Source organism: Providencia rettgeri (genome assembly GCF_013702265.1).
Lineage (GTDB): Bacteria > Pseudomonadota > Gammaproteobacteria > Enterobacterales > Enterobacteriaceae > Providencia > Providencia zhijiangensis.
This window is the reverse complement of the sequence record NZ_CP059348.1, coordinates 3,083,708-3,099,088: the sequence shown is the minus strand read 5'-3', so window position 1 is coordinate 3,099,088 and position 15,381 is coordinate 3,083,708. Positions and strand designations below refer to the sequence as shown.

Here is a 15,381-nt window from a genome sequence, read left to right as displayed (position 1 = left end):
CGATCTGCACCCCGCAATTTACTCACTTTATGGTGAAAATCGTAAAAATCTCACTGCTAATTCACAAAAATGGCAATTAATTACTTAAGACAATGTATAGGTAAGAATAACTAACTGCGACGTTCCTCTATAAATTCCCCTCACCAGAAATATATAACAATTTGATAGTTCAGATAAATAATTCCATTTCTATTTTGTGAGCTGTAAGCCAGCTGACTATGTAATTCAGGCTGGCTTACATTTTTATGAGTTATCCTTGGGATGAATGGCCTAACAAACCATTATGCAATGTCATGCTCGGTAACCACTGAGTATCCATTCTAGGCATTCCTAATGAATCTTTCTGTGCAAACCCTGCAGCCTGTTCCGACAACAACGAAAAATGAACATCACTTTCAATACGCTGATAATCCTTAAGCTCAATATGCGTTTCTGCCAGATCAATCGTTAAATCCAGTGAGTGGCGCTGAATAAATTGTTCTAATGACACATCTTTTGTTTGGTTGATGAAACGCAACTGCAAATGTTGATGAGCCTGTTTTTGATCACCAAAAACTTGCCTCAACACTAAAGTGGTATTTTGGCTCATATCGGTGATAAATAAATCGTCATCGTGCCGGCTCATCACCAATTCATCACTCTCTGAGACAGGTAAAATTAGCGTATCTAACTGAGAATCAAGCGCATGATTATCGATAATAATAGAGTGATAATACGCCCATGCTTCTTTCGAAATCCTGTAAGTATCCTGCCCATCTCCAGCACTCAGCACGATGTTTTCCACATCCTGAATGATTGCGGGCGATAACCTATCATTTTGCTTGCCACCACGAATAATCAATGAAGAACCGATATGAGCGCTTTGTGATTGGTTTTCATTCGCTAAAATATCGACATACAGAATTTCACCGCTTTCAGTAAACATCAACAAGCCATTACCGACAATTTTCACATTATCAAGCCGTAAATTAGGATAAACATCGACAACTTTTGGTAACTGAGCACCGCTAATCAAGTGCTGGCCTTGTCCAAATGCAGAAGATAACTGACTCTCCATCGCAAATGGTTGGCTATATAATTTCTTGGCGATTGGATCAAAAATCAATCCAGCTGAATTATCCGTGCTTAATCCTAGAAGTTGGATGTTATTTTCTAGTGATAATTCATGAGCAATAATCACCTTTCCATTTAGATACCACGCGGGAATAGCTCGCTGAGAATTTTCTTTATTTAGCCCAATCAATGTGATTGGTTTACAGCAATAGTAATCCCCCAATTTTTCCCACCAATTTACCCGCCCCTTAAGCCAAATTTCATTTAATGCAACTGGATGATATTTCCCGCTGGCATCGATTTGACAAACGACACCATCCGAATCAGACATAAATAAACTACCTTGCCAAAATACAACATTTTGTAAGTTATGAGGGGTATTTAAAAACTGCGCTGTCGGTTTAATCACATTTAATATGTTCTGCCCTGCGCCTTCTTGGCGATACAGTTCTTTATTTTTATGGCTGTAAAAATAGAAAATTTCCGTTCCTTTATCATCAAATAGGCTTCCCATTAATGCCAAATCTGGTGGAATAGCCCAATGGCTTTGATGTAATCGGATATTGGTCGGCTCTTCACCATAACCAAGAGAGGGGGATAAATTAGGTTTAATGAGAAGTCTGTCCGCTACTCTTAACCAATAACGATGTAGAGCTTGGTTGCGATCAATCCCTGATATGGTCACACTCTGACCTAAATCAGCTTCAATCTGCACAGACTGCTTAGCATCAGGTTTGTGAGTCCCCCTTAACATATAGTTCTGTAGGAGTCTCTGAGGCGTTATCGTTGAAAACTGGGTTGGTGTTTGAGCTAATTGTTCTAATAAAGCTGGATTCGCGTTTAAGCCGATTAATTTAATTATATTTTGCTCAAGTTGAAAATTAACAACTTCATTGCTATCTGTATATTTGCATGAAAAATAAATATGCCCATCACCTTTCCATAACTGTAATATTTCAAATGGACGATTATTTTGATTCTCTAATTGATATTCAGCACTCACCACACCGGTTGCAATATCCACTTCCCATATTTGCTTTTGTACTGGTAAGTAGAAATAAGCCGTATCATCCACCACGGTACTTAAAATAGCGTGCTGTTTATTGGCATCAAGGGTATCGATAAAAATATAACGTTGTTTGCTCACATCATAGAATGCTCGCCCTACATCCTTGCCATTATGTTGGTGATTATCGATCGTAATATACTGCCCGTGCGCTTTATGCTTCTTAGCATAGTGTTGTAAATGTTGGTCTAAACTTTTGGGAGTTCCTTGCCATAATTTTTCATCTTCACTCAAAATAGCTACCTGAGCCGCTGAAAAATCGACTTCCCGCACTTCTTTATTTTTATCCACGACAATGATTTGACCTTGCACGCTGTCAATATCGACATCGATTTTAATATTACCAACCATCAATTGATTATTTAGAATTTTAACCGTGCAATCTTCAAGTTGGCTGGCATCTATAACCCATTTCGAGTTTTGATTATTTTGTACATCATCCGTTAGGCTGATACGAATCCCATTATTTAGATTGAGCTTATACGTTCCGCCATAACCTTTTATTTTATATTCAATTTTTCCATGCCATTCCTTCGCTAGCTGAGGAATAACTAATTCACGATTATTTTCATCTAAAACTACATCAATTGGGGTATCCACATATTCATGGAAAATCTGTGTAATAGTATTTTCGCTAGGGAATATATAGAAATCATAATCAAAATTATCTCCCTGCTCTAATCGGCGAATAACATCGAAACCATTATCATGACGCGATGTACATCCCGGCCATAAGTTGTAATTGTATTTAATATAGGATTTAGGAATAACAGGCAACATAATGGCATCTGCATGACTAAAATCTAATTCATGAGTCGCTGACTGATAGCCAATCCCCTGACGGATATTTATAGCTTGCTCTCGATCTTTCACCATCGTAGGGAAGTTCCCTACCCAAAATATATAGTTATGCCGCCCACCTCCCGAAGAGCGTGAACTTGTTCGATAAATATATTGGCTATCAAATTGTATCTGGTTATTTCTTAAGTTAAGCAAATTAAATACAGCCCCAAATTTGGGGTGCAGCAACTTTTTATCTACCATAAAATCGTAGCCATTACCGTTATAGGCGCTATCCAGCGTAGAAAAATAGAGTCCGACGGCTTTTGCATCTTCACCAATAATCGCAAAATTGCGTGCTAGCCCCACAAAGCCAATACCTAACCCTGCGACCATCACACTGGCGCTCCCTAATGCAGCTGCTGCTGTGGCACACCCCATTGCACTTAGCCCAATACCACCAGCTCCGGTCACAAAACTCGCTGAATCAAAAGTAAGTTGAGTGCCAAATACAATGCGCTCGGGATCACTATCTGCATTGGTGAGTTCATAAATATCAAATCCCACAAGCACACCACTAAAAAGGGCTGCCACCCCTTCATTTGCTGTTCTTGCCATTGATGAAAAGAAACAGTTTATTTCCGTTGCACTGGCTGTGCTTTCCGCTTTTAATCCGAGCCTGATGATTTTATTTATTTTTGTCATATCATTGACGGTGCTATACGCCATCATCGAATAATTTACGTAGGTATGAATTTTTAGCGCCAAAAATAAATTTGGTGAGTTTTTTCGCTCTGAGACGTCATTACGATTTTTATTTTCCACCCACTGAATAATGGATTGAATCGCAATTCCTGCATTCAAACCATCAACGGAAACAGAACTCGCGTCATTGAGCCGTGCTTTCATTTCATTTTCTTCAAATCGATAATATTTGCTGAAAATCCCCATTTGCTCGACTGAATATTGGTGAAACTCGATAAAAGTTTTATCGCTTGTTTCAACCCAACGAGTTAGGTCTGTATTATCAATATGGATAAATTTAATTCGATATGTATTATTCTCGGCTTGCTCTACACTAGAAAATAGTGGAATCCATTTTCCATTAAATTGTTTTTCCTCTGTAAGTTTCATTGTTGCTTCATTTATTCGCTCTCCCCACTGTTGAGCGTCCAGTATTGTCAGTGTGCTTTTTAATTTTGTGTCTTCAGTAATTTCTTTTTGCTTAAAAATTAATTCTTCAACTTTTATTCCTCTATCGCTTAAATTAGATAATTCTTCATCATTACTTAAATCATTGACAGTTAAATGATGACCAATAGGAACCTTTGCCATATCATCTGTATTAATAAAGACCAATTCAAATGCTGGTTTATTATCAACTTCATAGGCAGAATAGTAATCAGCCATTTTCTTTTCATTGAAAAACTTCTTTAAACATGAGAATAGCATCCTGCTATTTTTAAATGAAAATAAACCAAAATTAGGATCATAAAAATAATAAGTACTTTTCCCATCAATCACTGTTTTACCTACCAGCATTGAGTGACTTTTGCTGTTTACAGCAAACATTATGGTTTCAGGTTTAATATCCAGTAGGGTTTGGATTTTTTTCAGTCCCATAATGCCGTGGGAAAAAGAAGCTTCGACTGCTTCAACATTAGAGTGTAATTTTTTCAGAGAATCTTGTAATAATAAAGAATCTCGACTTTCAGGATTAGCCGCTGCGGTGTATAGCTTATCAATGAGTTTATCCGCACCTAGATGCCCCTCTCGCGCTAAGCTCACTGACATTCCTCTGACTAATGGGTAACAGCGCCCACCGGAATCACTTTTTACTAACGATAAATAAAAATCTTGTGGAATTAATCGATTTTTCTTACTACCAGATTCAGAAAATAACTCACTAATTTTCCCCGTTTGCCTCAATACGTTAGTGATATATTCAGCATGTGCTGTTTCTTGAATAACACGATATAACGCACCGCGCTCTCTTGCTGTATACTCATTTGTGATGTACATTTTTTTCAATTGCTGTGAAGGAACTAAGTCATTGACACCTTGCATACTGATGTCTTTGTATTTATTTATTCCTTCATTAAATTCATTTTTAAACCGCATATTTCGCGTTAACTTGTGCAGATAAATTAAGTTTTCATACCGTTCATTAACTGTTAAATAGTAAGCATATGGTGAGTTTATTTCCATATTCGGGTCAAACTCTTTAATTTTAACTACTGCATTCATACCCTGTTTTGTTTTAATACGTTGCCATAACCAACTATATTCCACTTCACGTAAATGATAAAAAAGCTCACCATATTGTTTATTCTGCATTGAAACAATAGTTTTATTCATTTCAATGGCATGTTCTATTTTATTTTTGTATGTTATATCTGTTACGCCAATTAAATTTTCCTCTAGTAACTTCCGATTTTTTTTTAACTCTTGAATTTGAGTATCTAATTTTTGTTTTACTTGGCTGCCAATATCCAGCCACGTTTTTAATGATGAATTATTTTCAAAGGGTTCAGTCAGTGGTTCTGAAGGAAGTATTTCTTCATTTGGAATATCGCCAATTTTCACATTGGCTTTTTTGGCCAGCATTTTTAATTCACTATGAAGTCTCTCCCTAACATTTTCAAAGCGTAGCTTTCTATCGGAAAAATTATAGTCCCCCGCCTTTTGGACTCTAACCATATTTTTTTCTACACTGAGGGAGATTCGATTGCGTTGGGGTTGAACAATCAATTTCCACTCATCACCGTTAAAATGCATAAATGCGCTAGCTTTACTAATATTTTGCTCGACGATCGTGTAATCCCGCGCATCAACAGCCATCACTACATTATCATAAAGTAATGAAGCATCAGCACGGTTATCACGATAAACACGGTAGTTTTCGTGGTCTAATTCAATCACCACAACCGACTCGCCACGCAATAACCCTGTGAATAAAAACGCTTTCTCCGGATGATTTTTAGGGATATCCACATATTCGACACGTTTGCTTTCTTTATTTCGCGCCTTTGAATCTAAAAGATAGCAATCTATGGCGTAACGCTGGTCTTGACCATAACTGGCGTCCACATATTCAACTTGGTAACCTTTACCAAAATTTTTACTGAATAATATTCTACCTTCCGTGGGTATTTGCAAAATAGAGTTAAGTATTTTGGTATTAATATTGTAGTCACGGGCAAATTCAACTGGGTTTTGCTTAAATTTTTCAATATCTATACTAGGCTGATTATCTGAATTCGTGCCGCCGCCAGTAATCGAAATGTCAAAATACGTTTCCTTAACAGACTGAGACAACAAAGCGGGCTGTTCCACATCGTAGCCTTGTATCCTTAATTCTTTGGAAAGGCTTTGTTCTAATGGTTCATCTGAAATCAGTGATGAAACAATCCCTTTAGATATCATTTCAGATCTTGATTCACCATGGCTACTAGATTGCCCTTCAAGGGTTTCTGAATAAGAAAAACCTTTATCAACACGATACATTCCCATCGGGACGTGCTCAATCATCGCATCTTCGGGTAATAATGCTTTTAGTTGCTGGCTAATCTCGGTGGCACTTTGTAGGTTCGCTTCAGAAAAATAAATCACCGCTTGATCTGTTATTCGTCCTAATTTTTTAGGGCCCATAATTTTTGTCTGCATCACTTTTTTATGGGGATCATGCTCATAAAGCTGCATTAATGCCTTGGCTAAGTCTGAGAAATATTCTTTCTTCACATTAACTGTTAATCGAGACATTAACATTGAGCGGCTATTATATCGCTCACGATAATTCGTCGGTAATATTCGATATGCAGAACCATCTAACAATTCATCATCATTTAACAATGAAAAATTATTATCATTTTGCCCCTGGACTTTAACTTCAATATGAGTATTTTCTGAGAAATGTTTTTTAAAATCGGCTAAGAATTGTTTCTGCTCAATGATATTTAAGCCTTCGATACCCAAAGGAATAGTGCGGCTATAATTAATATAGGTAACATCAGTAATTTTCTCTTCTAATGCCGCTTTTAGGTTTGAAAGGGGTTCATTCCATGCACCATTTTGCTGATAACCTAACTTTATTGTAGCAACGCACTTCATTAAATCTGCATTTTTTTTTACATATGCATATACTTGTTTTGCTGCGGTAAATAGCGAGTCATGGCTATCCTTTCCCATAATAATTTCCTTATTTAATATTCATGTTAATTATCCAAACAATCACTATTTGATTGCGGCTCTATTAGTAGCATAAAAATTAAAAAGGACGAGATGGAGTTATTCCGTATTATCTATAAGGCTTAAATACTTTCAAAACTATTTATCTAGCACATTTATTTCAGGCAAAAAAAATGGGTCGATTTCTCGACCCATTCTAGGAGTTAATTTCAGCGAATATAAATTACGCTTGGCCTTTAACTTCTTTCAGACCGTTGAATGGTGCGCTGTTACCCAGAGCTTCTTCAATACGGATCAGTTGGTTGTATTTAGCAACACGGTCAGAACGGCTCATAGAACCAGTCTTAATTTGACCTGCTGCAGTACCAACCGCTAAATCAGCGATAGTTGCATCTTCAGTTTCACCTGAACGGTGAGAGATAACGGCAGTGTAGCCAGCATCTTTCGCCATTTTAATCGCAGCTAATGTTTCAGTCAGAGAACCGATTTGGTTGAATTTGATCAGGATTGAGTTAGCGATACCTTTCTCGATACCTTCTTTTAAGATCTTAGTGTTAGTTACGAATAAATCGTCACCAACTAATTGGATTTTGTCACCAAGAACTTTAGTTTGGTATGCGAAACCATCCCAGTCAGATTCGTTTAAACCATCTTCGATAGAAACGATTGGGTATTGTTTAGTCAGTTCTTCTAAGTAGTGAGTGAACTCTTGTGAAGTGAAGGTTTTACCTTCGCCTTTCAGCTCGTAGTTACCAGTTTCTTTGTTGTAGAACTCAGAAGCTGCACAGTCCATCGCCAGAGTCACATCTTTACCCAGAACGTAGCCCGCTTGCTCAACCGCTTCTTTGATAGCAGCCAGTGCAGCAGCGTTAGATTCTAAGTTAGGTGCATAACCACCTTCATCACCAACAGCCGTGTTCATACCTTTAGATTTCAGTACTTTTGCTAAGTGATGGAAAATTTCAGAACCCATACGTACCGCTTCTTTCAGTGTCGGTGCGCCAACTGGTTGGATCATGAATTCTTGGATATCAACGTTGTTATCTGCGTGCTCACCACCATTGATGATGTTCATCATTGGCAGAGGCATAGAGTATTGACCGTGAGTACCATTCAGATCAGAAATATGCTCATACAGAGGCATACCTTTTGCCGCAGCAGCTGCTTTTGCATTTGCTAAAGAAACTGCCAGAATTGCGTTTGCACCGAATTTAGATTTGTTTTCAGTACCATCTAAGTCAATCATGATTTTATCGATATTTGCTTGATCTTTAGCATCTTTACCGATAACTGCTTGAGCGATTGGACCGTTAACAGCGGCAACAGCTTTCAGAACACCTTTACCCAGGAAACGTGATTTATCACCATCACGCAGTTCCAGTGCTTCACGAGAACCTGTAGATGCGCCTGATGGAGCCGCAGCTAAACCAACAAAACCACCTTCTAAATGTACTTCAGCTTCAACAGTTGGGTTACCACGAGAATCAATGATTTCACGACCGATCACTTTAACAATTTTGGACATTAGGTTTTCCTCAGTACAAGTTAAATTTCGGGAAGTTGGCGAAAATTGCCGACTTCCCCGTATCTTATTTCAACTCACCTTTCTGGTACTTACCAGCGGCTTTAACAAAACCTGCAAACAACGGATGACCATCTCTTGGGGTCGAAGTGAATTCTGGGTGGAACTGGCAAGCCACAAACCATGGGTGGTTTGGATTTTCAATGATTTCAACCAGTTTATTATCCACAGAACGACCTGCAATGTTCAGACCCGCATCTTCGATACGTTTCAACAGCAGATTGTTCACTTCGTAACGGTGACGGTGACGCTCAACAATCGTTTCTGCGCCGTACATACCGCGCACTAAGCTGCCATCAGTTAAATGACATTGCTGACCACCAACACGCATCGTACCGCCAAGGTCGCTCTCTTCAGAACGCACTTCAACGTTGCCATCTTCATCGCGCCATTCAGTAATCAGCGCAACAACTGGGAATTTGCAATCTGCATCAAATTCAGTGGAGTTCGCATCTTTCATGTTCGCAACATTACGTGCAAACTCAATCAGCGCCACTTGCATTCCCAGACAAATACCTAAATAAGGAATTTTGTTCTCACGAGCATATTGTGCCGTCAGAATTTTGCCTTCAATACCACGAGAACCGAAACCGCCTGGGACTAAAATCGCGTCCAGACCTTTAAGTAGCTCAACGCCACGGGTTTCGATATCTTGAGAATCAATCAGCTTAATATTCACGGTTAAGCGATTTTTCAGACCTGCATGTTTCAGTGCTTCGATAACTGATTTGTATGCATCTGGTAATTCAACATATTTACCCACCATACCAATGGTAACTTCACCTGCTGGATTGGCTTCTTCGTAAATAACTTGTTCCCACTCAGATAAATCAGCTTCTTTGCATTCAAGGCGGAAACGGTTACAGATGTATTCATCTAAACCTTGCGCTTTCAGCATGCCAGGGATTTTATAGATTGAATCTGCGTCTTTCAGAGAGATAACCGCTTTTTCTGGAACATTACAGAACAGGGCAATCTTCGCACGCTCATTCGCAGGAATAACGCGATCTGAACGGCAGATCAGCACATCAGGCTGAATACCAATTGACAGTAACTCTTTCACAGAGTGCTGTGTTGGTTTTGTTTTCACTTCGCCCGCAGCCGCTAAGTATGGCACTAACGTTAAGTGCATATACAGTGTGCGCTCACGGCCCACTTCCGCAGCCATTTGACGAATAGCTTCTAGGAATGGCAGAGACTCGATATCACCGACTGTACCGCCGATTTCGACTAATACAACATCATGACCTTCACCACCACGGATGATGCGATCTTTGATTTCATTAGTGATATGAGGAATAACTTGGATGGTCGCGCCTAAGTAGTCGCCACGACGCTCTTTGCGCAGGACTTCAGAATAAACACGTCCAGTCGTAAAGTTGTTGCGACGTGTCATTTTGGTACGAATAAAACGCTCATAATGACCTAAATCCAAGTCAGTTTCAGCGCCGTCTTCTGTAACGAAAACTTCCCCGTGTTGGGTTGGGCTCATTGTGCCTGGATCTACGTTAATGTAGGGATCCAGTTTCATAATGGTCACATTGAGTCCACGGGCTTCGAGTATAGCCGCCAAGGAGGCTGCGGCAATGCCTTTACCCAGAGAGGATACGACCCCGCCGGTCACAAAAATATAATTAGTTTTCATGCTGAACCTGAACGTTTAGGTTTAAAAGATGATGGATATAACAGGACGGGAAAACAGTATACCCGAACCTTAAATCTCCTACAAATGTTCTAAGCGCAATAAGGCTAGTTTTCATTAATACCTTAAATAAATCAGCAAGTTAAAAATAAAAATATTTATCGTTTGATAAATAGTCACTTTCTAGGGTGCTATTCAACTGTTTTGCAAGATTAACACATTTTTGTGTAAATGCTAAATCCTTTCAGCTTAATCTATCACTGAAAAAACATCATTTTACCGATTGTTTGATTTTGAATAACTATTTCAATCCGTGACTATCATTATCGACGAGCATTCTTTGCAAAAATTTAGCTGTCTAGATTGAATCATTCATCTAATTTGATAGACGCCCACAATGCTTCCATCTCATCAAGTGTAGCAGTTTCTGTCGATTTGCCAGTTTTTGCTAATCGTCTTTCGATTTCACGAAAACGGCGCTCAAACTTACTGCACGCTTTTTGTAAGGCAAGCTCAGGTTTGTGTCCTAAATGGCGAGATAGATTGACGGTCGCAAATAATAAATCGCCAATTTCTTCTTCAAGATGCTGTTCATCCACGACTGCTTGAGTGGCTTCTTCCATCACTTCCGCTAACTCTTCGGTGACTTTGCCAGCTACAGGGCCCAGCGTATCCCAATCAAAACCGACTGAGGCACAACGTTTTTGAATTTTATAGGCTTTCATTAAGGCAGGAAGTGCATTCGGGATATCATCCAACACTGAGTATTGGTCTTTCTCTGCACGCTCTTTGGCTTTGCGTTGTTCCCAGCCCGCAATAGCTTCTTGGCTGCTGAGCTGGTTGTTTTCGTCGAAAATATGAGGATGGCGACGTTCAAGTTTGTCACTGACAGCTTGGCAAATATCATCAAAATCAAAGAGATTTTGCTCTTGTGCCATTTGCGCGTAGAACACCACTTGAAAGAGGAGATCCCCCAACTCGCCTTTTAAGTCAGTAAAATCTTCTCGTTCAATGGCGTCTAGGACTTCGTAGGTTTCTTCAAGGGTATAAGGGGCAATGGTTTTAAACGTTTGTTGCGTATCCCACGGGCAGCCATTTTGCGGGTCACGCAAACGCGCCATAATAGTGAGTAACCGTTCAATTTGTTTATTGCCCTGCTGCATATTTAACCCTTATCAAAAAATAATTACATAGTGATTTAATGAGGTTGATACCTTAACCAAATTAAATTAAATACGCTAAATCTTTTAAGTTTTCGTTCAGTAAACGACGGAGAGGGTATTTTCAAAATAGTTTGGATGTGCAGCTAGGCGGCAAGTAAGCAAGACCCTAGGAGCATACACAAGTATGTGACTAGGGCGAGCGCGCGCAGCCAACAACGCTGCGCGCCAAAATATGAAGAAAATTAGGAAGAATGCCTTTTGGCTTCGATCACATCCGGTAATTGATTTAACTTCGTGAGAACTCGTCCCAGCACCTCAATATTATATAACTCGATGGTCATGTCGATGGTGGCGAGCTGCTGCTTCACATCGCTGCGGCTGCTTACCCCTAACACGTTGACTTTTTCGTTCGCCAAGATCGTCGTGATATCACGCAATAATCCACTGCGATCATTAGCTATCACTCTGACCACCAGCGAGTAACCGCTCGAGTAGTTTTCACCCCAAACGGCATCAATCACACGCTCTGGCGCGTGGCTTTGCAGCTCGGCAAGCTGTTCACAATCCGCACTGTGAATCGAAATTCCGCGACCTTTGGTAATAAAGCCGACGATTTCATCTCCCGGAATTGGCTGGCAGCAACGCGCAATATGGTGCATCAGGTTACCGACCCCTTCGACCACCACGCGCCCACTGCCATGGGATGGTGCTCTTGGGACACCAGATTTATTCTCCAGTGATTTCATCGCCGCGCGATCTTCTTCCTCTGCGGTCGCTTTATTAAACTTAGCTTGTAGGAAGTTAACCAATTGGTTGATACGAATATCACCACCGCCAATACCCGCTAACACTTCATCTAGTGAGTGCACGTTATAGCGAGCAATCAACTGTTTTTCTGCGTCTCGTAAACTGATATCCAGATGGGATAATTCGCTGTCGAGAATTTGACGCCCCGCCAGAATGTTTTTATCGCGGTCTTGTTTACGGAACCAGTTTTGAATTTTCGCCCGTCCGCGGCTGGTCGTCACGTAACCGAGGTTAGGATTAAGCCAGTCACGACTCGGGTTTGGGTGTTTCTGGGTGATGATTTCAATCTGGTCACCCATCTGTAATTGGTAGCTAAATGGCACGATGCGCCCACCAATTTTCGCACCAATACAGCGGTGTCCGACATCACTGTGAATATGATAAGCAAAATCGAGTGGTGTAGAACCTGTTGGTAAATCCACCACATCGCCTTTTGGTGTAAACACATACACACGGTCATCAAACACTTGGCTACGGACTTCATCCAGCATTTCGCCAGAATCTGCCATCTCTTCTTGCCATGAAATCAGTTTACGCAGCCATGCAATACGGTTTTCGTAGCTGCTGCCTTTACCAACACCACTTGCGCCTTCTTTGTATTTCCAGTGCGCAGCAACGCCCAGCTCAGCATCTTCATGCATTTGGCGGGTACGAATTTGAATTTCTAAGGTTTTGCCATTTGGCCCTAAAACCACGGTATGAATCGATTGATAACCATTGGGTTTTGGGTTCGCCACATAGTCGTCGAACTCATCGGGTAAATGACGGAAATGGGTATGCACAATCCCCAGCGCCGCATAACAATCTTGCAGGCGTTCAACCACGATACGCACCGCACGCACATCGTATAATTCGCCGAATGCTAAGGATTTCTTCTGCATTTTGCGCCAAATACTGTAAATGTGTTTTGGTCGGCCATACACTTCCGCTTGGATTTGCTCTTTGAGCATATATTTGCGCAATGTGCTGACGAAATTGTCGATGTACTCTTCACGGTCAATACGGCGCTCATGCAGCAATTTAGCAATTTTTTTGTATTCATCCGGGTGCAGATAACGGAAACAGAAATCTTCTAATTCCCATTTTAATTGTCCAATCCCTAAGCGGTTTGCTAACGGCGCATAAATATTGGAACACTCTTTCGCTGCTAAGACGCGTTCATCTTCGCTGGCATCTTTGACTTCCCGTAAATGGGCGATACGCTCGGCGAGTTTAATGACCACGCAGCGGAAATCTTCCACCATCGACAGCAACATACGGCGGATGTTATCCACCTGTACGGAACTGGTTTCGTTAGATTGTGTGGCTTTAAGTTCGCGGATGGCGTCCATCTCAATCACGCCTTTTACCAGCGCATGAATGGATTGACCGAAATCATCAATAACGGATTGTTCGTCGAGTTTTCCCTCTTCAACCAGAGGGAACAGTAACGCAGCTTGTAAGCTACCGATATCCATGCTGAGCGTGGATAGAATTTCGGTCATTTCAATGCCGCGCCACAGTAGCAGAGGCGCAATATCCTGCCCCGATAATTTATCGTGACAATACTGCCAGGTATGGATGAGTTTTTCTTCTGATTGTTTGTTATTCAAACCCAAATCATTAACCCACTTTTCGGGGGCAAATTCACCTGCTGGGGTTAAATGCGCACTTCTTACTGCAACCATATATTCTCCCTACCTGTTACACCTCTGGGCTACGAACAAATAGCGCCATAGATTCCAGATGACTAGTTTGCGGAAACATATCCAACATCCGCAATTGAGATAACTGATACCCGCCTTCAAGCAGAACTTTACTGTCTCTTGCTAACGTTGTTGGATTACAAGAAACATAGACAATTTTTTCTGGCATCAGTTTAATTAAATGTTCCATTACACCAGCGGCACCTGCTCGAGCAGGATCTAGCAGCACTTTATTAAAACCTTCTTGCGCCCACGGCTGAGTGTGGATCTGTTCTTCCAAGTTCTCATTATAGAACGCCGCATTCTCAATTGAGTTGCTCTGGGCGTTATTTCTCGCTTGAGTGACTAAATTTTCAACACCTTCAACACCAACCGCCATTTTTGCTAAACGGGCAATTGGCAGCGTAAAGTTACCCATCCCACAGAAAAGATCCAATACCCTATCTTCTGGGCTTAGATCTAACCATGCTAAGGCTTGCGCCACCATGTGCTGATTAATTTCGCCATTCACTTGAATAAAATTGGCAGGGCTAAATTGCAAGGTTTCACCCGCCACCTGATATTCAGGTAACGCGGAGTCAATCTCAAGCGGCAATAATTGCCCTTCATTCCCCGCTAACCAAATACTAAGCTCATGAGATTTGGCAAATTCTAGCAAGCATTTTCTATCAGATGCGTCAACAGGGGCTAAATGGCGTAACAGGATAAGATTACCGTTATCCCCGTGAATTAGCTCTACATGCCCTAATTTACTAGCAATCGATAGCTGATTTAAACAACTGGACAGTGGCGCTAGCAGCGCATCGAGTTCTGCGTGTAATACAGAACAACGTTTAATGTCCACCAGCGTATTGGTTTGCGTTTGGCGAAACCCCATCATTAAGTGATTGGATTTATTTTGATATTGCAGCCCCAAACGCGCACGGCGGCGATAGCCATATTCTTCACCACCAATCACCGAAATAGGTGGCAATACAGAGCCAGTCTCGCGCCCCATTAAATGTTGTAAAGCCTGCGCTTTGCTTTCGCGTTGAAGCGCAATCTCTACATGCTGCTGTTGGCAGCCACCACATTGATTAAAATAACGGCAGCGGGGTTTCACACGTTGCGGGCTAGTACTGAGGCGTTTAATGACTTTGGCTTTCGCGAAATGGCGTTTATCTTCAGTCAGTTCGACTTGCGCCTCTTCCCCTGGTAATAAACCAGTGATAAATATGGCTTTGCCATCATGGCGAGCTACGCCTTGCCCTGCGGCATCTAGACTGTCGACATGAACCGTGATTTGACGGCGTTGGGTGGTGCGGCGATTTGGCGAGTAAAATTGGGCCATAAGTAGTCACTAAACGGGGTTAAATAATTTCTATTTCAAGCCACAGGTTGGTAAGCCCATATTTACTGTATAACGGCTTACTTTA

6 protein-coding genes are annotated in these 15,381 nt (G+C 41.0%); all 6 read right to left on the bottom strand.

Annotated features, from left to right (window positions below; genetic code table 11):
• Positions 1-250 precede the first annotated feature (250 nt).
• Positions 251-7,087: a TcdA/TcdB pore-forming domain-containing protein gene (locus tag H0913_RS14215; protein WP_181477470.1), complete on the bottom strand. Its 6,837-nt coding sequence runs from the start codon at positions 7,085-7,087 to the stop codon at positions 251-253.
• Positions 7,088-7,310: 223 nt separating this feature from the next.
• The gene (gene eno, locus H0913_RS14210; RefSeq protein WP_006659306.1) at positions 7,311-8,612 is read right to left on the bottom strand and encodes a phosphopyruvate hydratase; all 1,302 of its coding nucleotides are present in this window, start codon (positions 8,610-8,612) and stop codon (positions 7,311-7,313) included.
• Positions 8,613-8,676: 64 nt separating this feature from the next.
• On the bottom strand, positions 8,677-10,314 hold the full coding sequence (gene pyrG, locus H0913_RS14205; protein ID WP_154602423.1) for a glutamine hydrolyzing CTP synthase: 1,638 nt from the start codon (positions 10,312-10,314) through the stop codon (positions 8,677-8,679).
• Between the two features lie 365 nt (positions 10,315-10,679).
• Positions 10,680-11,474, bottom strand: coding sequence for a nucleoside triphosphate pyrophosphohydrolase (gene mazG / locus H0913_RS14200; RefSeq protein WP_154602422.1), 795 nt, complete (start codon positions 11,472-11,474; stop codon positions 10,680-10,682).
• 242 nt (positions 11,475-11,716) lie between these two features.
• A complete protein-coding gene (gene relA / locus H0913_RS14195; protein ID WP_154602421.1) occupies positions 11,717-13,948 on the bottom strand; it encodes a GTP diphosphokinase in 2,232 nt (743 codons plus the stop codon).
• A gap of 16 nt (positions 13,949-13,964) precedes the next feature.
• Positions 13,965-15,296, bottom strand: coding sequence for a 23S rRNA (uracil(1939)-C(5))-methyltransferase RlmD (gene rlmD, locus H0913_RS14190; protein WP_181477469.1), 1,332 nt, complete (start codon positions 15,294-15,296; stop codon positions 13,965-13,967).
• Between the last annotated feature and the right edge of the window lie 85 nt (positions 15,297-15,381).

Excerpts from the sequence above, each read along its gene's own strand:
- H0913_RS14215 (WP_181477470.1), bottom strand. The coding sequence starts at position 7,087 with ATGGGAAAGGATAGCCATGACTCGCTATTTACCGCAGCAAAACAAGTA.
- eno (WP_006659306.1), bottom strand. The coding sequence starts at position 8,612 with ATGTCCAAAATTGTTAAAGTGATCGGTCGTGAAATCATTGATTCTCGT.
- pyrG (WP_154602423.1), bottom strand. The coding sequence starts at position 10,314 with ATGAAAACTAATTATATTTTTGTGACCGGCGGGGTCGTATCCTCTCTG.
- mazG (WP_154602422.1), bottom strand. The coding sequence starts at position 11,474 with ATGCAGCAGGGCAATAAACAAATTGAACGGTTACTCACTATTATGGCG.
- relA (WP_154602421.1), bottom strand. The coding sequence starts at position 13,948 with ATGGTTGCAGTAAGAAGTGCGCATTTAACCCCAGCAGGTGAATTTGCC.
- rlmD (WP_181477469.1), bottom strand. The coding sequence starts at position 15,296 with ATGGCCCAATTTTACTCGCCAAATCGCCGCACCACCCAACGCCGTCAA.